A 26,585-nucleotide genomic window follows, 5' to 3' on the forward strand; every position below is an offset into this window, starting at 1 on the left:
TGTCAAATTAGCGTTCACTCTGCTGATATTTTTACTGTTGGCCAGTCAGAATGCAAGTGAACAATCGTTCATTAATAGTCCCAATAACACTATTATATGCCTGTAATTATGAAGGCTCAATATTACGTAAATGTTGTCGCACAGATAAATATGAGCCCAACCAACCTAAAAATGATGCCAATAGCATTAGTTTCAATAATTCAGTAAACGTTAACGATTGTATGGTTAATTGACTGCCATATAATCCCAAAAGTTCCGCTAATGCTCCGTCGAGATACCACACTAACGCATTAATGATAAGCCAGGCTAAAATGCCCCCTATTACGCCATACCAGATACCAGTATATAAAAATGGGCGCTGAATAAAGGACTCGGTGGCGCCTACCAGCTTCATCACTTCTATTTCGGTGCGACGGTTCATAATGGCTAAACGAATAGTGTTACCGATAACCAATACCACAGCTAACACCAATAACGCGGCAATGGCGAGGACCGTTTTTTCGAGTAATTTAAGTAATGCTTGCAAGCGCTCTAACCACTCAATATCAAGTCGGCCAAAGTTGACCTCGGGCTCACGTTCCAGCTTTGTCAGTAATTCGCGCGCGCCCGTTGGGCTTGAATACTTAACCGACGGCGTTACTGTCACGACAGCAGGCAGTGGATTGTCATCAAGGTAAGATAACGCTTCGCCAAACCCTGATAGGCGCTGAAATTCTTCTAATGCTTGGTCGCGGCTGATATAACTGACCGTTTCCACTTCACGAAATGCTTTAATACGCGATAATAAACTTTGAATCGATTGCTCGCTGCGACCTTTATTAATAAATAATGATATTTCAGCTGCGCTATTCCACGACTGAGTAATATTTTCAGCATTTTTGACTAATACTTGTAACGCCGCAGGCAAACTTAAGCTGACCCCGAGTACGGCCATGGTCATAACCGATGACACAGGGCTGCGCCACAACTCCCCCATACTCGACATGCCTTGCTGCACATGCCGAATAAAAAACATCACAATACGACCACTTAAGGGAAGTTTGCTTTGGGTAATATTGGGTTTCTTGCTCATCGCATTGTCTCCCTGCCACTGCTTTCACCACCCAACATACGGCCTTGACGTAAGGTAAAGGTGCGATACTTCATCCGCGCAATTAATCCAAGGTCGTGAGTTGCAATTAATACACTGGTGCCAGAGTCATTAAAGGTCTCAAATAAACGTAAAATGTCCATCGACAATTTAGGATCTAAGTTACCCGTTGGCTCATCGGCAAGTAATAAAGGAGGTTTATTAACAATCGCCCGAGCAATACCCACACGCTGCTGCTCACCACCAGACAACATTATCGGTAAGTGACGCTCTTTTCCGTATAAGCCCACCATATCGAGAGCGCCCGCAACCCGCTTGCGAATTTCGCCATGAGAAAAGCCTTCAATCACTAATGGTAAGGCAATGTTGTCAAACACACTTTTATCCATCAAAAGATGATGGTTTTGAAAAATCATACCAATATTACGGCGCAAATAAGGCACATGCTTAGGGCCGACATTGGCAATGTTATGACCATTAATAGACACTTTACCTGCAGTTGCACGCTCAATGACGGTGATCAATTTGAGCAAGGTACTTTTACCTGCACCTGAATGGCCAGTTAAAAAAGCCATTTCACCTTGTCTAAGGTGAAAATTGACATCCATCAGCGCTTTTTGGCCACCTGGATAGATTTTACTAACCTGCTCAAATTGGATCATAAATTATTGGTCCGTTTTTTCCTGACTGAATAACGCTTCGATGAAGTCATCTGCGTTAAAGGTACGTAAATCATCAATTTGTTCGCCCACGCCAATATGACGAATAGGAATGTTAAACTTATCTGCAATGGCAAAGACCACCCCACCTTTAGCCGTGCCATCAAGCTTACTGATGGTTAAGCCGGTCACGCCAACCGCTTCTTGGAATAACTGCGCCTGACTAATCGCATTTTGGCCGGTGCTTGCATCTAGGGTTAGCATCACTTCATGCGGGGTTTCTGGGTCGAGCTTTTTCATCACTCGCACCACTTTTTTAAGCTCTTCCATTAAGTGGCTTTTGTTTTGTAAACGTCCAGCTGTGTCGGCAATTAATACATCCACTTTACGTGCTTTTGCGGCTTGTAAGGCGTCAAATAGCACCGAGGCACTGTCTGCCCCTGTGTGTTGAGCCACCACAGGGATATTGTTGCGCTGACCCCACACCTGTAGTTGTTCTACCGCTGCGGCACGAAAGGTGTCACCCGCCGCTAACATGACAGATTTACCTTGATTTTGGTACTGTTTTGCTAATTTTCCGATAGTCGTGGTTTTACCAACACCATTAACACCAACCATCAAAATAACAAAGGGACCATTGGCATTATCGGGCACCAATGGAATCGCAACTGGTTCGAGCATTTTTTGCATTTCGTCACGCATTAACTCATAAAGTGCTTCTGCATTTTTTAGCTGTTTACGTGAGGCGTGTTCAGTTAGGCTTTTAATTAATTTGGTGGTGGTTTCCACCCCAACATCGGCTATTAACAACTGCTCTTCTAGCTCTTCAAATAAGTCATCATCGATTTTTTTACCGCTAAATAAGCCAATAAAGCCAGAACCGATGTTTTCACTGGTGCGCATTAAACCACGCTTTAAACGAGCAAACATGCCTTCTTTTTTAGGCTTCTCTTGTGGCTCGTCTTGGACTTCTAGCTCAATGGATTCAATTGGAACTTGCTCCGCAAGAGCTTGAGTTTCAGCCTCTTGTGCTGCCTGCTGTGCGGCTAATTGCTCTGCTGCAAGCTTTTCAGCGGCGATTGCCTGCTCTTCTGCTGCAATGCGCTCAGCGTCAAGACGAGCCTGCTCTGCACGTTCATTGTCAATGCGCTGTTGCTCTACACGTTCAGCGGCTAAACGCTCAGCCTCTTGTGCTGCCTGCTGCGCGGCTAATTGCTCTGCAGCAAGCTTTTCAGCAGCGATTGCCTGCTCTGCACGTTCATTGTCAATACGCTGTTGCTCTGCACGTTCATTGTCAATACGCTGTTGCTCTGCACGTTCAGCGGCTAAGCGCTCAGCCTCTTGTGCTGCCTGCTGCGCGGCTAATTGCTCTGCTGCAAGCTTTTCGGCAGCGATTGCCTGCTCTTCTGCTGCAATGCGCTCAGCATCAAGACGTGCCGTTTCTAATTGCGCCGCTTCAGCAGCTTGCTTTTGTTGCTCAGCCTGTTGCGATTGTTCGGTGCTATCGGTGGCAGCATCTTGCGCAATGTGTGCATCAGTTTGTTGCTGCTCTTCAACTTCAGGGGCGGGCTTATCTTTACGAAACCAGGAAAAAAAACCTTTCTTTGCCATGTTTGCTACCAGTATTTATAGGTTTAAAAATTCGGTTGAAGCCGTTTGTTGCATCTCTGTGCAGTAAAATGATGAATACTCACATTTAATCACGAGTTTGATATAAAATAACGACGGTTCAGATTGTGGCATAGTCTACCACTTTCTTTTTTCTTTGTTCAGGCAAAATCACGAGGGTGAGATGGCTAAAAAAAACACCAGCAGCGGTCAGGTGCGAATTATTTCAGGTCAATGGCGCTCACGTAAGCTACCAATCCACGATTTAGAAGGCTTGCGCCCTACAACCGACCGAGTTCGTGAAACCCTATTTAACTGGATTGCCAGTGATGTTCGTGGTGCGCGAGTGCTTGACTGTTTTGCAGGCAGTGGTGCGTTGTCACTTGAAGCATTATCGCGTTATGCTGAATTTGCCACCATGATTGAACTGCAAAAAGATGCGGCGAACCAGTTAAAACAAAACCTTACCACCCTACAATGCCAACATGCTGATGTTATCAATGGTGACAGCTTGCAAGTGCTAGCAAAAGGCACTCAAAACGGTTTTGACATCGTGTTTATTGACCCGCCATTTCGCAAAGAACTCGCAGCCAAAGCCATTGATCTATTAATGACTCACCATTGGCTCAACAACAACGCCTTAATTTACGTTGAAACCGAGTCTGAAATCACGGCGCTGCCTGTACCCGCCTCTTGGGTCCCACTCAAAGAGAAACAAGCAGGCCAGGTGACTTACCGCCTTTATCAATATCAAACGCCTGACACTTCGGCGCAATAATCATGCTCTTTAAGCAGGCGCTAAACGATACCGCACGAAATGATCTGATATTAATCGGTAAAACCGCAACATTGTCGATGTGGGTATTATTTGTCTATGGATTTTTTGTATTTAGTCAAGATGTTGCCACTTTGCTGACGCTTTTGGCTGCATTTACTGCAGTCATGCACCTGTTATTAATTTTAGCGGTTCGTGTTAGCCCTAAAGGTCAAAACCAACCCTGCATAAAATACGCAGCCATTTTAGTATGGGGGATATTTGCTATAGGCGATCTAAGCCGCACCTCACTTGTTAATCACATTAACAAAAAGCCCCGTTAATTTAACGAGGCCCTATTTAACATGATGTGCTAATTACTTTTTAGGGTAAGGATGAGCAACACCTTTATGACAATCAACACAGGTTTTTCTGTCTTCAGGTGCTTTTTTGAAGTTATTGCTGTGCATTCTCACAGCCATTTTCTTCATTGTTTCTGGTTGGTTTTCATAAATACGTGTATGGCAGTGCTGACAGTTAGCAGAGTCATTGCTACGGAAGTATTCTAAGGCCAAGTCCGCTTGCTGTTTACGGTTTTCATCTAACCATTCTTGAGTCATAAAGCCATCGATAGTCATTAAGCCAATCAAGTCTTTAGACACGATGATTTTCTTGATCAAGTAATCAACTGGACCATGAGGTAAGTGACAATCTTGACATTGCACTGTCACACCAGCACTGCCACCACCGTGAGCAGATGCCATGACTTCATCTCTTAATGAGTGATCTCGGTGACACGTCATACAAAAAGTATCGCTACTTGTTGCATGTAATGTTTGTTGTGTTGCGAAATAGCCTACGACACCCACAATTACACCAACCACAATCAGTGCAATAATCGAGTATTTCGCGCTTGGTTTAAATAGTGCACGCCAGTTCATTGTTCAATCTCCATAATACCTAAAACGACATTTCTAATATTTGTTTATTTAGTTTAGGATTTTTTGAAATTATAAAATTGATTCTAGTCGCTGTTTTTATGATTCATTATCGAAAAATATCTAAAATGCGAGCTAGATCGCTACTCAATGATTATTGGCCATCTATACACGGTCTAAATACGCAAATAGTTTGGTGTTTATAAGCGTTTTATTGACTTTTTTAAGGCTAAAAATGTGTGCTGGCGCATTGTTTGCCACAGCATATACGTTTATATTGAGACTGAGCACAAATACGGTTATCCGAATGCTCTTAATGTTGGTTCACTTTTAGGATGTTATGCGTAAATCTCTTCGCCATTATCTGATTGCTATTTGCACTTTGTTGTCTTTAATCGGACAAGGTGTATTAGCTAATGGGTATACGATGATTATGCCTAACGATATGACCCCGCAAGCTAACACGACAATGATGCCTAAAGACACACTCAATCACAGTGACTGTCATAGCATGATGCAAGAGCAAGTCACGACGCCAACCAGCACAAGTCATTGTTGTGATAACACAGGTAATTGCAAAAATGATTGCAGCCATTGCTTTAGCATTACTTTTACGGGTACGGTTTTCAATACCGATGTTGCAATAAGCCCTGCTCTTGCCGATACCGCGGTCACACTACTCATTGCTCAATTATTTTCTATTGATAGCCCTCCAGCGTTTCGCCCCCCTATTGTTTAACCTCAACCCCATTGTGTCGGCCTAGAGTCGACTGCGTAAACTCGATTATATTTTAATAATACCCATGGTTTATCAACGTAATGGCAATACGCATTGTACGTTTCGTTCTTCCATGGTTTGAGGTTAATATGAAACACTCTCTTTATGTTGCACTACTTGTGGCAGCAAGCCTATTAAGTTATGCCTTTGTGTTACCCGCTTATGCAGCGATTGAACCAGCAGAGCATCAACACCATTATTACTGCCCCATGCACCCAGAAGTCACCAGCGCCACACCTGGGAGCTGCCCTAAATGTGGCATGTTTTTAATCACAAAAGAACCAGATACTGCCGAGCCAGAAACTGAGCATAAACAGCATACTGACGTACACATTCCTCCGGCTGCCCAAAAAATATTTGAGCAGCCTATTGCTTCACTAGAATCAGTGGTTGACCCAAGCGTTACCAGTAAAACGCCCCTGCAAACCACTAAGTACATTTGCCCTATGCACCCTCATGTGGTCTCTGATGAGCCAGGAAATTGCCCAATTTGTGGCATGAATCTAGAAAAAGTGGCAGTTGCCGATCCACATCAAGACGTTGTTGTCGGTGTATCAGGCGGGATGCAGCAAGCACTTGGAATGCGCAGCCATGTAGTGACTAAAAGCAGTTTATCGCGCCAAGTTAATACCATTGGCACGGTGCAGTATAACGAAAATACCATAGGCCATGTTCATACTCGTGCTACCGGATGGATTGAAACCCTGACTGTACATAATGTTGGTCAACAGGTTAAAAAGGGCCAGCTTTTGTATGAGCTATATTCGCCTGAACTGGTCAACGCTCAAGACGATTACACTCAAGCATTGGATTACCTAAAGCAAGATAAACAGCGAGGCCGTGTTTTACTCAGCAAAGCCCGTAAACGCTTAGCATTATTAGGCGTTGATGAAGAGGTCATTCATCGCCTTGAAAAAACCGGAGAAACCATTTACCGCGTACCGTTTTATGCACCGCAAAGTGGCTTTATTAGTGAGTTAACCATACGTCATGGCATGTACATTCAACCGGGTGACACGCTTTTTGAAATCGTCAACTTAGACAGTGTATGGGTTATTGCCGACGTGTTTGAAAACGAACAAAGTTGGTTAACCGAAGGCCGAAAAGTCAGTGTGAGCGCTGCAGCACAAGGCTTGTTTGATATTGATTCAAACATTGATTACATCTACCCAGAACTCGATCCCGTTACTCGCGCTATGCGGGTCAGAATTAAACTAAACAATATGCAGGACAAGCTTAGGCCCGGCACCTTAGTAGATGTCACCTTATACGGCCAACCCAAACAAGATGTATTAACAGTGCCAACCGAAGCATTGATTTTAACGGGCAGAGAAAACCGGGTAGTAGTACAGCGCAGCGACACAAGTTTTGCTTCGGTTCCAGTCAAGATAGGCATGATGGCTCAAGGCAAAGCCGAAGTCTTAGACGGCCTAAACGAGCACGACAAAGTGGTGGTATCAGGTCAGTTTTTACTGGATTCTGAAGCCAGTATTCAAGGCAGCTTGCAGCGGTTAAGTGGTGTTGGTAAACAAACCAACACTGACGCACATCAACACTAAGGAGCCTTGCTATGCTAGCGCAAATTATCAATGCTTCAATTAAAAACCGCATTATGGTGTTGTTGTTTACCGCCATCATTGCGCTGGTTGGTTATCAAGCCATGCGCACCACACCACTGGATGCGTTGCCCGACTTATCGGACGTACAGGTGATAGTGAAAACCAGTTATCCGGGCCAAGCGCCACAATTGGTAGAAGATCAAATCACCTACCCATTGTCTTCGGCCATGTTGGCCGTTCCGGGAGCAAAAACCGTACGCGGGTTCTCCATGTTTGGCGACTCGTTTGTGTATGTCATTTTTGAGGACGGCACCGACATTTACTGGGCACGTTCACGGGTGCTTGAGTACCTTTCGCAAACACAAGACCTACTACCAGCAGGGGTAACACCAAGCCTAGGGCCAGATGCGTCAGGTGTTGGTTGGGTATTCCAATATGCACTTGTAGACCGCAAAGGCCAATACGATTTGGCGCAATTACGCTCTTTGCAAGACTGGTTTTTAAAACTAGAGCTGCAAAGTGTGTCAGGCGTATCTGAAGTCGCAACCGTTGGCGGAATGGAGCAAACCTATCAAATTGTGGTCGACCCACACAAGTTGGCGTTATATCAAATTGATTTAATGACCATTAAAAACGCCCTCGATAATGCCAATAGTTCAACGGGCGGCTCGGTGATTGAAATGGCCGAAGCCGAATACATGATAACCTCAAGTGGTTATCGCCAAACCATTGCCGACTTTGCCGAAATCCCATTGGGCATTTTGTCTGAAACTGGCACGCCGATTTTAATGAAAGACGTCGCCCAGTTGCGCACTGGCCCTGCTGCAAGACGCGGTATTGCAGAGCTTGATGGCCAAGGTGAAGTCGTGGGTGGCATTGTGGTGATGCGCTATGGCGAAAATGCCCTTGAAACCATTAACAATGTCAAACTCAAGCTCGAACAAATCAGCAATGGCCTGCCTGACGGGGTCGAGTTAGTCACCACTTACGATCGCTCTGAGTTAATTGTGCGCTCTGTCGACAACCTCAAACATAAAGTGCTTGAAGAAATGCTCGTTGTTGGGCTGATTTGTTTATTGTTCTTGCTGCATGCGCGCTCGACATTAGTGGCTATTATCACCTTGCCCATTTCAATTTTAATTAGCTTTATCGCCATGCATTTTATCGGTGTCAACGCCAACATTATGAGCCTAGGCGGGATTGCCATCGCCATTGGTGCGGTCGTTGATGCGTCTATCGTCATGGTGGAAAACACCCACAAACACTTAGAACATTTCCGCCAACAACATGGCTGTGCCCCAGAGGGTGAAGCACATTGGCAGCTAGTAAAAGACGCCTCTATTGAAGTAGGCCCAGCGCTGTTTTTTAGTTTATTAATTATTACTTTAAGCTTTATCCCTGTGTTTGCATTAGAAGCACAAGAAGGTCGCTTATTTCATCCTTTAGCGTTTACTAAAACGTTTGCCATGGCGGCATCGGCGATATTAGCCATCACCTTAATTCCGGTTTTAATGGGCTATTTTGTTCGCGGAAACATCCCTGACGAGCGTAAAAACCCACTCAGCCGTATATTAATCGCGCTATATCACCCGCTATTAACCTGGGTGTTACGTTTTCCTAAAATCACCATAATGATGGCAATTGTGGCGTTACTCAGCGCCTATTACCCATTAACTAAAATGGGCTCTGAATTTATGCCCACGCTCGAAGAAGGTGATTTACTGTATATGCCCACCACCTTGCCCGGCGTCAGCGCAGGCAAAGCGGCGGAGATTTTACAGCAAACAGATAGGCTGATTAAAACCGTGCCTGAGGTTAAGCGGGTATTTGGTAAGGTTGGCCGGGCACAAACCGCCACCGACCCTGCGCCATTAACCATGCTCGAAACCACCATAATGCTTAAACCTAGCAGCGAGTGGCGTGCAGGCACGACCTTAGAAAGCATCATTGCCCAACTGCAAAAAACCGTGCGTATACCGGGTATGACTAACGCCTGGGTACAACCAATTAAAACCCGTATTGATATGTTATCTACTGGCGTAAGAACTCCTGTCGGCATCAAAATATCAGGCTCAAATGTTGAGGAACTGCAACGAATTGGCAGCGAAATCGAAGCCGTAGTAAGCCAATTACCCGGTACCTTATCGGCATTTGCCCAACGCAGCAGCGGTGGCCGTTATATTGATATAACCCCTAACTTAAAAAACGCTGCCCGCTATGGCATGACACTAAAAGACATTCAAGATGTGGTGCAAATTGCCATTGGCGGTATGTCGCTTGGCGAGTCGATCCAAGGCCAGGAACGCTATCCGATTAACATTCGTTACCCACGGGAACTACGCGATAACATTGAAAAGCTCAAAGACCTCCCCGTGCTCACTAAAACCGGTAAATACTTACCTTTAAGCTACCTAGCAGAGCTCAGTATTAGTGACGGCGCCCCCATGCTTGCCAGTGAAAATGGCCGCCTTATTTCATGGGTGTTTGTCGACTTAAAAGATATTTCCATTGGTGAGTATATTGCTCAGGCTCAAACCGCGCTCGATGAACAAATTAGTTTGCCGGCACGTTATAGCTACAGCTTTGCTGGCCAATATGAATATATGCAGCGGGTTGAAGCTAAAATGACCCTGGTGATCCCACTCATGATTGCGGTCATTTTTATCTTATTAATGATGACCTTTAACTCTATGACTCAAGCACTGGTCATTATGCTCAGCTTGCCATTTTCACTGGTCGGCAGCGCTTGGTTACTCTATTCGCTCGAGTTTAATTTTTCGGTTGCCGTGTCAGTTGGCATGATAGCACTGGCAGGGGTTGCCGCTGAGTTTGGGGTAGTCATGCAGGTGTACCTCAACAACAGCATTGCCGCCTATAAACGACAAGACCGATACCAAACAAAAGCCGACTTAACCGCTGCGTTGATTGAAGGCGCTGTCATGCGCATACGCCCTAAAGCCATGACCGTCGCCACCATATTTTTCGGGTTATTACCCATCATGTGGGGCAGCGGCACGGGTAACGATGTGATGCAAAAAATTGCTGCACCTATGGTGGGCGGTATGGTCACCGCGCCTTTATTATCGCTATTTGTGATACCGGCGATTTACTTGCTGATTTATGGCCGTCGACTGCCCGCATAATCATTGGCAGTAATACATTCATATTGACGCCATAAACAAACAATCCCAAACAATACATTGTTTGGGATTGTTATTATCACTTTATAACCTAAGTTGAACTGGGGTTAGTTGCGCTTAAGTGACTCATTAAGTTGATTAGCTTCATCTTGTTTCTTCTTGCGGCATGCCGCGATGTCATCAGGATGACCATATTGACAAGGATCGCTAGCCACAATCGCCCGAGGCAGATTGAGTATCATATAATCTGTATCATTTTTATTATCGTCAGCATTGCCAGCGTTGCCTAAACGATAAGGCGAGGTACCACTACAGGCCGTTAGCAACAGCAAACTAAACAACACCAGACTCGATAAGAAAGTTGATAATACAAGCGGCTTTTACATTATTGAGTGATCCTTTGTTTTTCACGCGCCAACCCCATCATCCTAAACATTCCCCAAGCCATAATCGCGCCACCAATAACCAACATTGCATTGATGATCATTGGGTGAGCCAGCATAGGTAAAAAGCCTTGGTCAAAACCGGCAAAAATGCCATAAAGCCCTAAACCAAACAACAATGTGCCGGGAAAATCGATAATAGCCACCATCAACATACTGCGATTAATTCGCGCTAATGCGGCTTGAGTAGTTTCTTCAGTCATAGACTCATCCTTGGGTGTATTCCTTGCGTATTGCTAATCAACCTCAGCTCTGGATAACAAACGCCTTTCAAGCAGTCCTTTGCCTTCCTCACTGCGTTGAATTAACTTGCAATAGGCTAGCTATTGACGCGTTAATTCGCCTTGTTAGCAAAACAAATCACAAGCTTGACAGTGGATTTTAGTCAATCTATTGATTTATATCGTTATCAATACATCTCTTATCCAGAGTTGAGGTTAATCACTGTAACATCAATGGTTATTTTAAGTTCAACCGTGCCCCTAACAGGGATAATCACTATGCAGTTGGGTCTACTAGCGAAATAATCGAGAAAAATCCGCCTTGAGGATCATTGAGTACCGAAAAACGCCCCACATTAGGAATGTCAGTCGCCGGTACGCACACGGTCGCACCCAAATTTTTGGCTTTTACGACCGAGGCATCGCAATCTTCAACGGCAAAATAGTTCATCCAATGTGCTGGCGCATCGCCCCACTCTTCAGTCATTGCCATCATGCCGCCCACGGCTTGCTCACCGACATACCATTCGGTGTACTCAAAGTCGGCCATATCCGCCAGTTTGGTTTGATAACCTAAGACTTGGCTATAAAATTGTTTTGCGCCTGCGGTATCACGGCATGCCAACTCAACCCAGCACAAAGTATTTGGCTCTTGAGTACGTTTAATACCAATATGATCTTGGCCTTGCCACAGCGCAAAACGGCTACCTTCAGGGTCAGTACAAAGCGCCATACGGCCAGCATCACCAACAGAATGTGGCCCAGCGACCACCTGCCCGCCAGCCTGCTTAACGATGTCTGCGGTAACATCGACATCATCCACAGCAAAGTAAACCATCCAGTGTGTCGGTAACGCTTGCATCTCTTGGGGCATAGGATACATGGCAGCAATATCGTCACCCTCAATTTGCAGCATAGTGTAATGCCCTTCAGGCATTGGCATATCGTCGGCTCCCCAACCAAATAATGCCTGATAAAACGCCTTACCCGCGGCCCAATCGTGGGTTGCTAACTCAAGCCAGCATGGCTGTCCCTGTTGATATTGTTGTACTTTCATTATTATTGTCCTGTAGTTGCAGTGACTGGTGGGTAATGTGTATAAGTTAAGTTGATATCACCCAAAAAGCAAAAAGCCTTCAAAAATTGAAGGCTTTTTGCTTCATTTACCGTCAACGAGGTTATTTAAATACTGGCAAAATATCGGCCATCGCCAATAAATGACAAGTCGCAGTGATAACACCAAACAGCACGACGACAGTAATCAGTGGTGTACCACCAGGAACTTTAAAGCTATTTGTGTTTGGGTACAGCTGTCGCACTTTATGGGCTAACAGGGCTGGGACTATCACCGCCCAAACGGTTGCCGCTAATGCCGCAAAACCAATGGCAATAATAAAACCATTAGGAAACAACAAACCCAAAATGGTTGGTGGAATAAAGGTTACTGCAGCGGTTTTCATTCGGCCGGTACCTGAATCATCAAACCCAAATAAGTCGGCAAGATAATCAAACAACCCTAGGGTTACCCCTAAAAATGATGACGCGACCGCTAAATTAGCAAATAACGTCAACATACTATTGAGCCACTGACTGGCCATAACGCCAGATAACGCCTCAACCAACACACCAATGTTGCCGCCCTTGGCAATCACATCAGCAAATTGGCTACGTGGAATATTACCCATGGTGGCAATAAGCCAACACACATAAATAACCAGTGCAATGCTAGTCCCTACAACAATGGCTTTAACGATGGTACTAGCATCTTTGCCATAGTATTTCACCAAGCTTGGCACGTTACCATGGTAACCAAAACTGGCTAAACCAAAGGGGATCGCGGCAAATAAATAGGGCAAATAACGGCTTTCGCCGTCTGGCGACATTAACTTGGTGGTATCGATTTCAATCAACAGATTACCGATAGCCAAAAAGAAAGTTATCACCATGCCGCCGAGCATAATGGTGGTAATACGATCAACGGCTTTTGTGCTAATTAATACAATTAAGGCCAACACAATGGCAAACACCAAACCGGCAACACTTTGAGGTAAAGTGACCCCAATGGCCGACAGGCTATGATTAACAATGGAGCTGCCACCACTGATATAGGCGTAGGTTAAAATGTACAATACAAACGCAATGGAAACGCCGTTAATCACTCGCCAAAATTGGCCTAATGTTTCGCGGGTTAAGGTATCAAAACTGGCGCCTGGCTCAAAATGCAAGTTGGCTTCAAGCAGGAGTAAACCCGACATTAGCATACAAAACCAAACACCTAATAGCATGGCTATCGAATAGCCAAACCACATTCCAGAGCCCACAACAGGCAATGAAAACATACCCGCCCCCACTGTGGTTCCGGCAATAATCATGGCGCCACCCAATAAAGATTTACCTTGTGGGCGGTGCTTTGCTGCATTCATGTGATTGGCCATTATTGTCCATGCTCCGCTTGCACACTATCAACAATGGTTTGTCTTACAGATGAGCTCAATAATTGATTAGCATGGTCGCGAATTCGAATCACTTCAGCTCGATGCTCCACACTGCATAAATAGCCTAATTCTTTAAGCTTAACACTGAGAGTGTTATACAGTTTTTTGTCATAAAACTCTGGCGCCGTAATACCATGTAGCGCACCTAAGCGCTGTGCTAATAAATGGCTATCTGTTTCAAGATCTGACCGCTCTAGATCAGGCTTTATCGCCAACAAGTTAAAAATAATGGCATAACGCTGTAAGGTTTCGCTGATGGTTTCAGCTAGTAGTAATAGTTGGGCAGTGTACTTTGGCGTGACATCAAAATGTGCATCGCCACTGAGCAAGCCTTGGGCCACCATAAAGTCTAAAATATTGTCAACGTGCTGTGGTACATCGTCAATACCCATAAATAACTCAGCTTTTAGCAATGGGTAAAAGTCCAACACAATGGCATGAATTTTTTCACGGTCGCAAATATCATACTGCACTAAACAACTGGCTATTAAAGACGGAACTGCCATTAAGTGGATGATATTATTGCGATAGTAGCTCATGGTAATGGCGATTTTTTCGTCAACAGAAATAATTTCGCCAATGGCATCTTTAGTGCTAACAAATTTGTTCAAAGACAAACAATGGTCAACAATCGATTTACCATCTCCTTCAGCAACTGAGGCATAGTTGGTATAAGGCACGGTTTTTAGCATCGCTAAATACAAATCTAATTGTCGCTCTAATAAACTGCGCTCTAATGCATTACGCTCAGAGGCAAGCAACACTAAGCTGGTTAACGTGACCGAGCTTGCAGCGGCAGCCCCGTTAATATTCGTCATCACACGGTTAGCCAACAAATTAACAGACGGTGTAAACCAGGTTGGTTTTTGCTCAGGATCGTTGGCCACTTCGTCGCGCCAATCAGGCGCTTGCTGGTTTAAAAAGGTTTGCAAATTAATCGGCTCACCAAAGTTCACATAACCTTGGCCAAAATTGCCTAACTTACGAATAGCCCCAAACACTTGCCACACAGACTCTTTTTGCTTTTTCTTACCGCTGAGTTCTTTGTGATAAGTCGCAACCTCCATAACATGGTCGTACCCTAAATACACAGGCACTAAAGTGACCGGACGCTCAATCCCGCGCAATACGCTATTAATGGTCATGGCCAACATGCCGGTTTTAGGCGCAAGTAAACGCCCTGTACGCGAACGGCCACCTTCGGTGAAGTATTCAACCGAATAACCTTTAGCAAACAATTGGTCCAAATATTCACGAAATACTGCGGTATAAAGCTTGTTACCGTTAAAACTACGGCGAATAAAGAATGCACCGCCACGACGGAACATAGGGCCTGCTGGCCAGAAGTTAAGGTTAATGCCTGCGGCAATATGCGGCGGAACCATACCCTGATAATACAAAATGTACGACAGCAACAAGTAGTCCATGTGGCTACGATGACAAGGCACATACACAATTTCATGGCCATCATGGTGAAGCTGACGAATTTGCTCAGCGCCTTTAATGTTGATACCACTGTATAACTTGTTCCAAAGCCAAGTTAAAAAGCGCTCGGCAATGCGCACTAAACTGTCAGAATAATCCGCGGCAATTTCATCTAAATATTCAATTGCCGTTTCGCGGGCTTTTTCAGGAGACACTTTTTTGTTGATGGCTTCTTCTTCGATCGCTTTTTTAATTGCATCAGACTTAAGCAATGAAGCAAAAAACATTTGTCTATTAGGTAATTGTGGGCCAGTCATTACTTTACGTTGACGGCTAAAGTGTACGCGAGCGACTCGGGTTAATTTATGGGCGATACTTTTATCAAACCCATGCTCATCGGCCATGTACCGAAGCGATAACGCATTAGAAAACTGTACAAAATTATGTCGACCAAGAAACAAAATCATTAGCCATTTGCGTAACCAGGTTGGGCTTTCACGTTCAAGCACCGCGGCTTTCATGCTGTCATCTTCTTTACCAGGGGTACGCCCCCAATACAAACTGACTGGCACTAATTGAATATCTAAATCAGGACGCTGGCGATGAAGCGCTAATAAACTGGTGAAACAGTTGATAAACTTTTCGCCACTTTCACGCTGACCAAAAAGAGGTTTACGACCTTCTAAACACACAATACGAGGCACTTTTAAGCCATCAACTATGAGCGGGTCATAAGGACTTGGCATTCCAAAACCTTCAGTGATTTCGCTTAGCGCAGCGGCATCACTGATAGATTCTGTTTTCATAACATAAACCAGGGGTTTAGTCGGATCTAAATTAAGATCATCAAACGGGTCATGTGGTACAACAATGGTATGCACCATCCATTTCTGTACCCACTTTAATGCTCGTAAAAATATTGAATTTGGTTTTGACATGGTTACTTTCGCAATATAAGCCACTGTAATATTGCTGCATAGGATACCAGAAACCACCCTTGATACACTATCTGGCTGTTTTATCTTTACTTTGTGAACAAACTTAAACGGCGCAACTTAAATAAAAACAAAGACAAAAACCATATAAAACAGAGCGATAAATAACATCAATGTAACAAATATCAAAAAACAGTTGGTTAATACTTGCGCGAACAAAAACACTGTATATAATGACAGTCACTGTATAAAAAGACAGGAATCATCATGAGACCGTTAACGCCGCGCCAAGCAGAAATTTTAGACCTAATTAAAAACAATATCGCTGAAACCGGTATGCCACCGACTCGTGCTGAAATTGCCAATCGTCTTGGTTTTAAAAGTGCAAATGCTGCCGAGGAGCACTTAAAAGCACTCGCCAAAAAAGGCTTTATCGAGATCATGCCAGGCACTTCAAGAGGGATCAGATTACCTCAAGAAGACGAACAAGAAACAGGCTTACCACTGATTGGCCAAGTCGCTGCTGGTGAGCCTATATTAGCCCAAGAACATGTAGAACAATATTATCAAGTTGACCCGAGCATGTTTAAACCCGCCGCTGATTTTTTATTACGGGTACGTGGCGACAGTATGAAAGATATTGGCATTTTAGAAGGCGATTTACTGGCCGTTCATAAAATGCAACAAGCACGCAATGGCCAAGTTGTTGTGGCCCGCGTTGAAGATGATGTTACGGTTAAGCGTTTCGAGAAAAAAGGCAATGTGGTGTACCTGCATGCTGAAAACGAAGCATATAACCCAATTAAAGTAGACTTAAGTTGCCAAAGCCTCACTATTGAAGGGCTTGCCGTTGGCGTTATCCGTAATGGAGATTGGTTATGAACAAACTAATGGGCACCGCCCCACGCCACCCAGGCTTATGGGTAGATGTAACAGAAGCTGATATGTATAGCAGCCAAACCATTCAAACATTACAAACTGTCACTCAAGGTGAATCCGAACTCGGGCAGTTGTGCAGCCAATTAGCCAGTTTAAGCCAGCAAGGGCGCTGGATAGTACTCATTAGCCCACCCCACATTGGTTATAAGCACATGCTTGCCAATGCAGGTGTCAGAATGGATCGCATCTTATTAGTGCATACTAAAGATGAAGTGGAAACCCTTTGGGCTATGGAAAAGGCATTAACCAGCGGTACCTCAAGCGCTGTTATTACCTGGACTAGCTCACTCGATGCTCGCGACAGCCGCCGATTAGAAATCGTTGCAAAAAGCGCTCGCGCTTTAGGTGTGGTAATTGAAGATGTGAATACTCACTCACCTGAAAAACACCATCTAATTAATCCAACCTCGCCTTCTGCAACAAGTAATTTTGCAGGATTTCATTAAGCACAAACTCAATAATACCAAGCCCTGCACTCAATTCAGGGCTTTTTTTTCAAACTTTTTCAGCCTATTACACAACAAAGTGATCTTGATCAATATGTGATCTACAAGTAATGTTGTTAACAAGGATGAAACATATTAATCCTAATTATGACGTGATTTGGCAGACACTATGGCCATCGATGGGAACACGTCAACATAGATTGATTAGTTCAGTCGTAGGTACAAGCGTGGTCATCAGCTAACAACAAAAATGTAGGCTGCCAGTTTACAACCACCGAGGTACTTTGAGGTTATCAAACTTTTTTGGGTACCGAAGAGTTTGCATAGAGCAGAGACTTACTGTGTGGCTCTTCTTTGTAGTTGCTATTTGCAATTAGCAGAGGAGAAGTCTTGTGAAACAATGGTGGTATTGTTTATTGGTGGTGCTTTGTGCACTGCCACTAGGGGCTGCAGAAATGCCCCTCAATATGACTCAAGGCGTAACAGATATTAGTGGACAGGTTTATAACCTGCACATGACGATTTTGTATATTTGTTGTGCTATTGGGTTGGTGGTATTTGGGATCATGATTTACTCGATGATCTACCACCGTAAATCTAAAGGCGCTGTCGCGGCCAATTTTCACGAAAGTACCAAAGTGGAAATAGCCTGGACCGTCATTCCGTTTATCATCTTAATTGCGATGGCAATTCCTGCCACAAAAACCCTTATTGCAATGGAAGATCCCAGCAATGCGGATTTGACCATTAAAATTACTGGCTCGCAATGGAAATGGCATTACAGCTATTTCGATAAAAACATCGAGTTTTACAGCACCCTCTCAACCCCCAGAGAACAAATCGATGGCGACCAAACCAAAGGCGACAATTACCTCCTTGAAGTAGACAAGCCACTGGTATTGCCGATTAATCGCAAAGTACGTTTTTTGATGACCTCAGATGATGTTATCCATTCTTGGTGGGTACCCGCCTTTGCGGTTAAAAAAGATGCAAACCCTGGGTTTATAAACGAAGCCTGGACTCGCATCGACAAACCAGGCATTTATCGCGGTCAATGCGCTGAACTGTGTGGCAAAGATCATGGCTTTATGCCCATTGTAGTTAATGCACTACCTGAAGCGGATTTTGATAACTGGCTAGTAGAGCAAAAACAACTGGCTGAAACCGAAGCCGCAGCCGCGGCTGCATCCATGTCACAAACCTTATCCCTCGAAGACTTAAACAAACAAGGCGAGCAAGTTTATCTAGCCCGCTGCGCTGCGTGCCATCAACCTAATGGCGCAGGTCTACCAGGTGTTTTCCCATCGCTTATTGGCAGCCCAATCATCAAAGGCGCTGTCGAAGGCCACCTTGATATTGTGATTAACGGTAAGCCCGGCACTGCTATGCAAGCCTTTGCAAAGCAACTTTCGGCTCAAGAAATTGCCGCTGTTATCACCTACGAGCGTAATGCATGGGGTAATAACAGTGGCGATGCAGTGCAAGCAGCAGACGTAGGCCATTTTACAAGTAATGACGCTGCAACGCCTCAGCCAACTGTCGCAGCACAAGTTACAGAGACTGCAACGGCTGACGTTAATCATGGCACTGAAACGGTAACTGATACGGCGAACCAAGCTGTCGAAGCCGTTACAAAAGTTGTGGCGCCAGAAGATTTACCCACACTCACCATGGAGCAGCTCATGGCAGAAGGTGAACAAGTTTATGCCGCAACATGTGCAGCTTGTCACCAAGCCACTGGCGCAGGAATACCTGGCGCTTTCCCTTCACTCATTGGCAGCCCAGTAGTCACAGGGCCGGTTAGCGGGCATATCGAGATGGTTATGCATGGTAAACCGGGCACTGCAATGCAGGCCTTCAGTGGGCAACTCAGCCCACAACAAATGGCCGCAGTAATTACTTATGAACGTAATGCGTGGGGCAATAATTCTGGCGATGCAGTACAAGCGGCAGATGTTGCTCGCCAAGGACAGTAGGGGAAAACCAATGAGCACAACAACGCACGATACTATCGACACTGCGCATGATGAGCATCATCACGGTGCCCCAAAAGGGCTAATGCGCTGGGTTCTCACCACCAATCATAAAGACATTGGCACCTTGTATTTATGGTTTAGTTTCATCATGTTTTTAACAGGCGGAGCCATGGCAATGGTCATCCGCGCCGAACTTTTTCAACCAGGTTTACAGTTAGTTGAACCAAACTTTTTTAATCAAATGACCACTGTACATGGGTTGATTATGGTGTTTGGTGCAGTAATGCCAGCCTTTACCGGGCTCGCTAACTGGTTAATCCCTATGATGATAGGGGCGCCAGATATGGCCTTACCCCGAATGAATAACTGGAGTTTTTGGATTTTACCTTTTGCATTTGCCATGTTGCTAGGTTCGTTATTTATGGAAGGTGGCGGCCCCAATTTTGGTTGGACATTCTACGCACCGTTATCGACAACCTATAGCCCAGACTCTACAGCATTGTTTGTTTTTTCAATTCATATTATGGGCATTAGCTCTATCATGGGAGCAATTAACGTGGTGGTCACTATTGTTAATATGCGTGCACCGGGTATGACATGGATGAAGTTACCGCTGTTTGTGTGGACCTGGTTAATCACCGCATTTTTATTAATTGCAGTCATGCCTGTGCTCGCTGGGGTCGTTACCATGGTGCTAACCGATAAGTTTTTTGGCACCAGTTTTTTTGATGCCGCAGGTGGCGGCGACCCAGTAATGTTCCAGCATATCTTCTGGTTTTTTGGCCACCCTGAAGTGTACATCATGATTTTACCGTCTTTTGGCATCATCTCGGCGATTGTTCCAACCTTTAGCCGCAAACCATTATTTGGCTACTCATCTATGGTTTACGCCACAGCCAGTATCGCTATTTTGTCGTTTTTGGTTTGGGCGCACCATATGTTTACTACGGGTATGCCAGTATTTGCCGAATTGTTTTTTATGTACTGCACCATGCTTATTGCCGTACCGACGGGCGTAAAAGTATTTAACTGGGTTGCCACCATGTGGCGAGGGTCAATGACCTTTGAAACGCCAATGCTATTTGCCGTTGCCTTTATTATTTTATTCACCATTGGTGGATTTTCTGGGCTGATGCTCGCCATTACTCCTGCGGATTTCCAATACCACGACACCTATTTTGTGGTGGCACATTTCCATTATGTGCTGGTAACGGGTGCCATCTTCTCCATTATGGCCGCGGCGTATTACTGGCTGCCTAAATGGACAGGCAATATGTATAGCGAAACCTTAGGTAAGTGGCATTTTTGGTGCTCGGTTATTTCGGTCAACGTGTTGTTTTTTCCGATGCACTTTTTGGGGTTAGCCGGTATGCCACGCCGCATTCCAGATTATGCGATTCAATTTGCTGATGTGAACCAAATTGTCTCCATTGGTGGTTTTGCCTTTGGTTTATCGCAATTGATTTTTTTGGCTGTGGTACTTAAGTGCATTAAAGGTGGCAAGCCTGCCGGAGATAATCCATGGCAAGCCGCTGAGGGCTTAGAGTGGTCAATACCAAGCCCTGCACCCTACCATTCATTTACGACTCCGCCGGAGATTAAATGATATGAGCCAAACGCCAAAATCAAACCGTAAATTACTCATTATGCTTATCTTAGGCTCAATAGGTATGTTTGGGTTTGGCTTTGCCTTGGTACCACTATATGACGTGCTATGCGACGCCTTGGGAATTAACGGCAAACCCCAAAATACTGCCAGCAGTTATGACGCGGTCGTTGTTGACCCAAATCGTACTGTCACCATCGAATTTGTGACCCAGGTGCAATCTGGGATGCCATGGGAGTTTGCCCCTAAAGTGAACCAAATTACTGTTCATCCTGGAGCGCTTACCCACGCTAAATTTCTGGTTAAAAACCTGTCGGCAAAAAACATTATTGGCCAAGCGATCCCATCAGTTTCGCCAGGCCAAGGAGCGGAATATTTTAACAAAACTGAATGCTTTTGCTTTAATCAACAACCACTCGCAGCAGCAGCAAGCGCTGAACTACCTTTGATTTTTTACGTGGACCCAGATTTACCGGCGTCCATTAATACATTGACTCTCTCTTATACCCTTTACGACATCACAGACAAACTGGTGGTCTCGGCAAAGCAAGGAGCAGCAAGATGACAACAAAGCATCAAACCTATTACGTACCAGCCCAAAGTGGTTGGCCAATTATTGGCGCCATCGGTTTATTTTTAATTGCCTTTGGTGCGGGTAATTATATTCAGCAATTGGCCACCGAAAAAACCTCTGGTGGCTACATATTACTGGCCGGTATCGCAGTGATTATCTTTATGATTTTTGGCTGGTTTAAAGCCGTAATAGACGAGTCAATGGCTGGCCTCTATTCGCCACAAATGGACCGGTCGTTTAGACAAGGAATGAGCTGGTTTATTTTTTCTGAAATTATGTTTTTTGGGGCCTTTTTTGGTGCCTTGTTTTATGCGCGGATGATTTCAGTGCCCTGGTTGGGTGGCGCCTCAAATAACGCCATGACGCAAGAAGTATTATGGCCAGCCTTTGAAGCCGCATGGCCATTACTCAAAACTCCAGATGGTACCATCACCGAAGCCATGCCATGGACTGGCCTACCACTCATTAATACCATTATCTTGCTGACATCTTCAGTCACCTTACACTTTGCACATATCAGTTTAGAAAAAACCAAGCGTACACCATTAATTATTTGGCTCAGTATAACGGTGATATTAGGTGCGGTGTTTCTTGGATTACAGGTAGAAGAATACAGCTATGCTTACCAAGACATGGGCCTCACGCTAACCTCCGGTGTTTACGGAAATACGTTCTTTTTACTCACTGGGTTTCATGGCATGCACGTCACCATAGGGACGCTGTTTTTGATTATTTTGTTACTCAGGATCATCAAAGGTCATTTTACCCCAGACAAGCATTTTGCCTTTCAAGCTGGGAGTTGGTATTGGCACTTTGTCGATGTGGTGTGGCTATGCTTATTCATCTTTGTATACGTGTTGTAATTGCAGATTAGTAAGGCCGTGTGTTGGGCTGAATATAGCCCAACCCTAAAGCCACCAGCAACACGACTATCACGACAACAGAAAATAAAACACGACGTCCTAAATACTGACTCATTGATTGCTGATGCTGTCCTTTAACCATAATAAACAATGCTCTACCTAGGTTAAAAATGATGAATACAAGCAACGAGACTAAAACTAACTTAACAAACAATGGTGTTGTCACAGGCAATCCTTTTGGCGGTGTGAGTGTGTCTCGTGTGTTATTGGTACTCATTACTGTGGTCGTGTTTGCCCTTTTGGTCAAGTTAGGACTGTGGCAATTGTCGCGGGCAGAATTTAAGCAACAATGGCAACACACCTTAGCATTACGTGAACAACAAGCCGATCTTGACTACCCGCAATTGCTTTCTCTTACAAAAACGGAGCCATCAACTCGTAATGAAACCAACTTACTGACTGGATATCGCCTGAACATACACGCAACCCCTGTTAAACAACCATTATTACTACTCGATAATCAGGTGTATCAAGGCCAGGTCGGATACCTTGCCTACCAACTATTTGAAGTCACGGCAGAGCAACCATGGATATTGGTCGAATTAGGCTTTGTGGGTGCAGGTCACGACCGCCGCGAACTCCCCGCGTTAACACCTATTCAGGCGGGGCAATATCAATTAACGGGTCGGGTTTATCAAAAACAAGCCAATCCGCTCAGTGATGAACTACTGCCAGAAATACGTCCAGACCAAGCGATACGGTTTCAAAACTTAACCATGCCTGCGTTAGGCCAATTATTACAACATGACATTGCCGCAGTGGTATTACAGCCAGATAACGTACCCCAGCACTCACTGCCACAGCCTTGGGTACCTATTCCGCTGTCGGCACAAAAACATCAGGGCTACGCCTTACAGTGGTTCACTATGGCAGCGGTATTTTTAGGGCTGATGGGCTGGATAGCCTTAAGGCAATTTAGACATCAATCATAATGACAACAAAACAATTAAAATGACGAGGAGATACAATGAACTCCCAACCTAAAAAAAATAACAAAGCACTCATTTTATTACTGATTGTTTTCGTGTTACCTGTCGCGGTGGCTAAACTAGTATTAAGTTTTGATCTCTATCAGGCAGGTGCTACAAACCAAGGAGTGTTGCTCGTAAACGACATTAACTATTCCAATTTAGCCATGACCAATCCCAAGCCCCATTCGTGGCAAATGCTGTACTTATTGCCTGACACGTGTGAACAAGTATGCAAAGACAGGCTGTACGTGCTACACCAAAGTTATATCGCTTTAGGAAAAGATCGCGACCGAGTCAGCCCAATCATTTTAGTGAGCCGTAACAGCGACATTAACACGTTAAAACAACTGGATATTTCTTTCCAACAAGTACCAGCCAACAACGCACTTGCGGCATTATTGACCCAACAGCAACTGGTGATTGTTGACCCATTAGGCAGCTTAATTATGCAATATGACCAAGTGATTGGCCGTGATGCCAATATCGCTCAAGGCAAAGCCATGATTGCTGATTTGCGCAAAATGCTTAAGTTATCGAGGGTGGGCTAATGGCATTGCAAAGACTCATTAAATTTACTTTAGTCTTTACCCTCGCGGTGATTTTAATGGGCGCGTATACCCGCTTATCCGATGCAGGCTTAGGCTGCCCAGATTGGCCAGGATGTTATGGTCATTTAGCCGTACCCACTGCAAGTCATGAACTAGCAAAGGTAGAACAGCATTTCCCAGATATGACCATAGAGCCAGAAAAAGCCTGGCTTGAAATGATCCACCGCTACATTGCTGGCACATTAGGATTGATGGTGTTAGCAATTCTTATCATGTGTGTTAGGCAAACCCATGCCCCAAAAAAATTGCCTAGCTTTATTGCCGTACTTATTATTTTTCAGGCCGCCCTTGGCATGTGGACTGTCACTATGAAGCTCATGCCAATCGTGGTAATGGCGCACCTTATCGGTGGCTTTAGTTTATTTGCCTTATTGTTACTGCTGTATTTGCGCCTTAAACCACTGCGGATCCCCGGTGGTGATAGTCATGCACGTAAATTAATGCCACTAGCACTGGTGTGTTTAGGGGTGTTGGTTATTCAAATTGTATTAGGCGGCTGGACATCAGCAAACTATGCGGCACTGGCTTGCACCACACTGCCGATTTGCGAGGGCAACTGGGTCGATAACCTCCGTTTTTCCGATGCATTTTCGCCCTTTCAAGGCGAACACCCTAGTTTTGAATTTGGCGTATTAGACTACCCCACACGAATGACCATTCACATCAGCCACCGGGTTTGGGCACTAGTTACAGCAGTAATGCTGATTTGGCTTGCGATAAAATTACGTTATTCACACTCACACATTATGCGTAATAGTGGTTATTTATTACTCCTGCTCGTGATTGTTCAAGTCGGCCTGGGGATTAGCAATGTAGTAATGAATTTACCCCTAGGCATTGCGGTATCTCATAACGCAGGAGCGTCACTATTGCTGCTCACTGTAGTTTTTATTAATTACGCCTTATGGCGTAAAGCATAAACGAGGATTGATCATGACAAAACCTCTTACCCTAAGCCAACCACAACAAAAAATAACACTCTCCTGGCGCGCCTATTTTGAAATGACAAAACCCAAAGTCGTGGCATTAATGCTGCTAACCGTTTTGGTGGGTATGTGTTTATCTGTACCTGGAGTTGTGCCTTTACAACCGTTAATAGCTGGAATGGCCGGCATTGCTATGATGGCTGGCGCAGCAGCTGCTTTTAATCATTTAATCGATCGTAAAATTGATGGGTTAATGGCACGTACCTACAACAGACCCTTACCTAAGGGCAAAGTGTCAACCACCAAAGCGGCAGTGTTTGCCGTAATGCTAGGCTTAATTGGCTTTGTGGTATTGTATATCTTAGTTAATCCACTCACTGCCTGGCTCACCTTTGCCAGCCTAATTGGTTATGCACTTGTTTATACCGCTTACCTTAAACGTGCTACGTCACAAAATATTGTGATTGGCGGGTTAGCCGGCGCCATGCCTCCGCTACTTGGCTGGACAGCCGTCACTAATGAGCTACATGGCTACGCATTACTGTTAGTGATTATTATCTTTACCTGGACACCACCGCACTTTTGGGCCTTAGCAATACATCGCCGTAAAGAATACGCTAAAGTCGACATTCCTATGCTCCCCGTCACTCATGGGGTAGAATTTACTAAAACCTGCATTTTGCTTTACACCATTTTATTGGCCATTGCGTGCTTATTACCGGTATTAGTTGGCATGTGTGGCCCCATCTATTTAGTCGGTTCAACGATGCTCAGTTGCGGATTTATTTATAAAGCCTGGCAGCTTAAATACCATGATTATCCTGGTTTAGCGATGAAGGTGTTTACCTTTTCTATCTACCATTTGATGGTGTTATTTATTGTGCTCTTGGTCGATCATTATTTTTGGGTTAGCCCATAGAAAGGATATTGTATTGAAAATACTCATTGTGGCTGGTTTATTACTGCTCGCCGTTGCTGGCGGGGTAACCTTTAACGCTATGCAAGGTAAAACGCTTGACTTGGCAACAAGTTATGTATTTGAACAGCCAAGGACATTAGCGCCTTTTACCCTTGCAGACCAATACGGCAATCCTTTTACCAACCAATCCTTACAAGGCAAATGGAGTTTGTTTTTTATTGGCTACACTGCGTGCCCAGATGTATGTCCAACAACCTTAAACAAACTCGCTGCGGCTTACCCTAAGTTGCAAGCAATATCCGATACGTTTCAAATTGTGTTTGTGTCTGCCGACCCTGAGCGAGACACGCAAATTAAACGGCTCGATTACATTAATTTTTTTAATAAAGAATTTAAAGCCGTCAGTGCAGATCACAAAGCATTGTTTCCGTTTAGTCGTGACCTAGGTTTTGTCTATGCCATGGTAGGCGAAGACAGTGACTATCAGGTAGACCACAGTGCATCGTATGTGCTGGTGTCACCACGAGGCGAGAAAACCGCCGTGTTTAAAACCAAACCGACACCGGGACAACTGCCGCAAATTATTAACAGTGAACTGATAAATGATGTGAATAAAATTGTTAGCGCCTGGCGCTAAAATAGGAAAATTTAT

At 44.6% G+C, this 26,585-nt stretch carries 26 protein-coding genes; 16 read left to right on the forward strand and 10 right to left on the reverse strand.

Going from position 1 to position 26,585, the window contains the following annotated elements; genetic code table 11:
• Positions 1–106: 106 nt before the first annotated feature.
• The 3 genes from ftsX to ftsY are packed head-to-tail and all read right to left on the reverse strand — an operon-like array spanning position 107 to position 3,360.
• Positions 107–1,072 (reverse strand): permease-like cell division protein FtsX, encoded by a 966-nt coding sequence (gene ftsX, locus L2703_RS00790; protein WP_248969250.1) that lies wholly within the window; start codon positions 1,070–1,072, stop codon positions 107–109.
• A complete protein-coding gene (ftsE, locus tag L2703_RS00795) occupies positions 1,069–1,752 on the reverse strand; it encodes a cell division ATP-binding protein FtsE (RefSeq protein WP_248969251.1) in 684 nt (227 codons plus the stop codon). The genes ftsX and ftsE overlap by 4 nt, the downstream gene beginning before the upstream one ends.
• Before the next feature lie 3 nt (positions 1,753–1,755).
• Complete coding sequence (ftsY, locus tag L2703_RS00800) at positions 1,756–3,360, reverse strand: signal recognition particle-docking protein FtsY (protein ID WP_248969252.1); 1,605 nt, start codon at positions 3,358–3,360, stop codon at positions 1,756–1,758.
• Positions 3,361–3,541: 181 nt separating this feature from the next.
• Here ftsY and rsmD point away from each other — a divergent pair, with 181 nt between their 5' ends.
• Entirely contained in the window at positions 3,542–4,135 is a 594-nt protein-coding gene (gene rsmD / locus L2703_RS00805; protein ID WP_248969253.1) for a 16S rRNA (guanine(966)-N(2))-methyltransferase RsmD, read from the forward strand.
• 2 nt (positions 4,136–4,137) lie between these two features.
• On the forward strand, positions 4,138–4,455 hold the full coding sequence (locus tag L2703_RS00810) for a DUF1145 domain-containing protein (protein ID WP_248969254.1): 318 nt from the start codon (positions 4,138–4,140) through the stop codon (positions 4,453–4,455).
• 33 nt (positions 4,456–4,488) lie between these two features.
• Here the strand turns inward: L2703_RS00810 and L2703_RS00815 are convergent, their stop codons facing one another.
• Positions 4,489–5,052 (reverse strand): NapC/NirT family cytochrome c, encoded by a 564-nt coding sequence (locus L2703_RS00815; protein ID WP_248969255.1) that lies wholly within the window; start codon positions 5,050–5,052, stop codon positions 4,489–4,491.
• A 337-nt stretch (positions 5,053–5,389) separates the two neighbouring features.
• Between L2703_RS00815 and L2703_RS00820 the strand changes: the two genes are divergently transcribed.
• The 3 genes from L2703_RS00820 (at position 5,390) to L2703_RS00830 (ending at position 10,529) form a co-directional block, all read left to right on the forward strand.
• Complete coding sequence (locus tag L2703_RS00820; protein WP_248969256.1) at positions 5,390–5,788, forward strand: hypothetical protein; 399 nt, start codon at positions 5,390–5,392, stop codon at positions 5,786–5,788.
• Positions 5,789–5,916: 128 nt separating this feature from the next.
• Positions 5,917–7,386 carry an efflux RND transporter periplasmic adaptor subunit gene (locus tag L2703_RS00825; protein ID WP_248969257.1) on the forward strand — a complete coding sequence of 490 codons (1,470 nt, stop codon included), beginning with the start codon at positions 5,917–5,919 and terminating at the stop codon, positions 7,384–7,386.
• An 11-nt stretch (positions 7,387–7,397) separates the two neighbouring features.
• On the forward strand, positions 7,398–10,529 hold the full coding sequence (locus tag L2703_RS00830; protein WP_248969258.1) for an efflux RND transporter permease subunit: 3,132 nt from the start codon (positions 7,398–7,400) through the stop codon (positions 10,527–10,529).
• Positions 10,530–10,633: 104 nt separating this feature from the next.
• On the opposite strand, the gene L2703_RS00835 is transcribed toward L2703_RS00830, so the two are convergent.
• The 5 genes from L2703_RS00835 to plsB all read right to left on the reverse strand — a co-directional run bounded on the left by L2703_RS00835 (position 10,634) and on the right by plsB (position 16,048).
• A complete protein-coding gene (locus L2703_RS00835; protein WP_248969259.1) occupies positions 10,634–10,867 on the reverse strand; it encodes a hypothetical protein in 234 nt (77 codons plus the stop codon).
• A 44-nt stretch (positions 10,868–10,911) separates the two neighbouring features.
• Entirely contained in the window at positions 10,912–11,172 is a 261-nt protein-coding gene (locus L2703_RS00840) for a tetraspanin family protein (protein ID WP_248969260.1), read from the reverse strand.
• 295 nt (positions 11,173–11,467) lie between these two features.
• Positions 11,468–12,247 carry a VOC family protein gene (locus L2703_RS00845; RefSeq protein WP_248969261.1) on the reverse strand — a complete coding sequence of 260 codons (780 nt, stop codon included), beginning with the start codon at positions 12,245–12,247 and terminating at the stop codon, positions 11,468–11,470.
• Positions 12,248–12,368: 121 nt separating this feature from the next.
• The gene (gene mtr, locus L2703_RS00850; RefSeq protein ID WP_248969262.1) at positions 12,369–13,625 is read right to left on the reverse strand and encodes a tryptophan permease; all 1,257 of its coding nucleotides are present in this window, start codon (positions 13,623–13,625) and stop codon (positions 12,369–12,371) included.
• Complete coding sequence (gene plsB / locus L2703_RS00855; protein WP_248969263.1) at positions 13,625–16,048, reverse strand: glycerol-3-phosphate 1-O-acyltransferase PlsB; 2,424 nt, start codon at positions 16,046–16,048, stop codon at positions 13,625–13,627. Before plsB ends, mtr begins: the two co-directional genes overlap by 1 nt.
• Before the next feature lie 264 nt (positions 16,049–16,312).
• Between plsB and lexA the strand changes: the two genes are divergently transcribed.
• From lexA to L2703_RS00885, 6 genes are all read left to right on the forward strand, one after another.
• Positions 16,313–16,927, forward strand: a complete 615-nt coding sequence (lexA, locus tag L2703_RS00860) for a transcriptional repressor LexA (RefSeq protein ID WP_248969264.1) — start codon at positions 16,313–16,315, stop codon at positions 16,925–16,927.
• On the forward strand, positions 16,924–17,430 hold the full coding sequence (locus L2703_RS00865) for a cell division inhibitor SulA (RefSeq protein ID WP_248969265.1): 507 nt from the start codon (positions 16,924–16,926) through the stop codon (positions 17,428–17,430). Before lexA ends, L2703_RS00865 begins: the two co-directional genes overlap by 4 nt.
• A 392-nt stretch (positions 17,431–17,822) precedes the next feature.
• The gene (coxB, locus tag L2703_RS00870; RefSeq protein WP_248969266.1) at positions 17,823–19,406 is read left to right on the forward strand and encodes a cytochrome c oxidase subunit II; all 1,584 of its coding nucleotides are present in this window, start codon (positions 17,823–17,825) and stop codon (positions 19,404–19,406) included.
• A 10-nt stretch (positions 19,407–19,416) separates the two neighbouring features.
• A complete protein-coding gene (ctaD, locus tag L2703_RS00875; protein ID WP_248969267.1) occupies positions 19,417–21,012 on the forward strand; it encodes a cytochrome c oxidase subunit I in 1,596 nt (531 codons plus the stop codon).
• Position 21,013: 1 nt separating this feature from the next.
• The gene (locus tag L2703_RS00880; protein WP_248969268.1) at positions 21,014–21,577 is read left to right on the forward strand and encodes a cytochrome c oxidase assembly protein; all 564 of its coding nucleotides are present in this window, start codon (positions 21,014–21,016) and stop codon (positions 21,575–21,577) included.
• On the forward strand, positions 21,574–22,449 hold the full coding sequence (locus L2703_RS00885; protein ID WP_248969269.1) for a cytochrome c oxidase subunit 3: 876 nt from the start codon (positions 21,574–21,576) through the stop codon (positions 22,447–22,449). The genes L2703_RS00880 and L2703_RS00885 overlap by 4 nt, the downstream gene beginning before the upstream one ends.
• A gap of 7 nt (positions 22,450–22,456) precedes the next feature.
• Here L2703_RS00885 and L2703_RS00890 read toward each other — a convergent pair whose 3' ends face one another.
• Complete coding sequence (locus L2703_RS00890; protein WP_248969270.1) at positions 22,457–22,636, reverse strand: DUF2909 domain-containing protein; 180 nt, start codon at positions 22,634–22,636, stop codon at positions 22,457–22,459.
• Here L2703_RS00890 and L2703_RS00895 point away from each other — a divergent pair.
• The 5 genes from L2703_RS00895 to L2703_RS00915 are packed head-to-tail and all read left to right on the forward strand — an operon-like array spanning position 22,620 to position 26,570.
• Positions 22,620–23,441: an SURF1 family protein gene (locus tag L2703_RS00895; RefSeq protein WP_248969271.1), complete on the forward strand. Its 822-nt coding sequence runs from the start codon at positions 22,620–22,622 to the stop codon at positions 23,439–23,441. The two genes, L2703_RS00890 and L2703_RS00895, sit on opposite strands and share 17 nt — an antisense overlap.
• A gap of 35 nt (positions 23,442–23,476) precedes the next feature.
• A complete protein-coding gene (locus tag L2703_RS00900) occupies positions 23,477–24,028 on the forward strand; it encodes a hypothetical protein (protein ID WP_248969272.1) in 552 nt (183 codons plus the stop codon).
• Complete coding sequence (locus L2703_RS00905; RefSeq protein ID WP_248969273.1) at positions 24,028–25,008, forward strand: COX15/CtaA family protein; 981 nt, start codon at positions 24,028–24,030, stop codon at positions 25,006–25,008. The genes L2703_RS00900 and L2703_RS00905 overlap by 1 nt, the downstream gene beginning before the upstream one ends.
• Positions 25,009–25,021: 13 nt before the next feature.
• Positions 25,022–25,933 carry a heme o synthase gene (gene cyoE / locus L2703_RS00910; RefSeq protein WP_248969274.1) on the forward strand — a complete coding sequence of 304 codons (912 nt, stop codon included), beginning with the start codon at positions 25,022–25,024 and terminating at the stop codon, positions 25,931–25,933.
• A gap of 13 nt (positions 25,934–25,946) precedes the next feature.
• Positions 25,947–26,570: an SCO family protein gene (locus L2703_RS00915; protein ID WP_248969275.1), complete on the forward strand. Its 624-nt coding sequence runs from the start codon at positions 25,947–25,949 to the stop codon at positions 26,568–26,570.
• The last annotated feature ends 15 nt before the right edge of the window (positions 26,571–26,585 follow it).

It is taken from the genome of Shewanella basaltis (genome assembly GCF_023283885.1).
Lineage (GTDB): Bacteria > Pseudomonadota > Gammaproteobacteria > Enterobacterales > Shewanellaceae > Shewanella > Shewanella basaltis.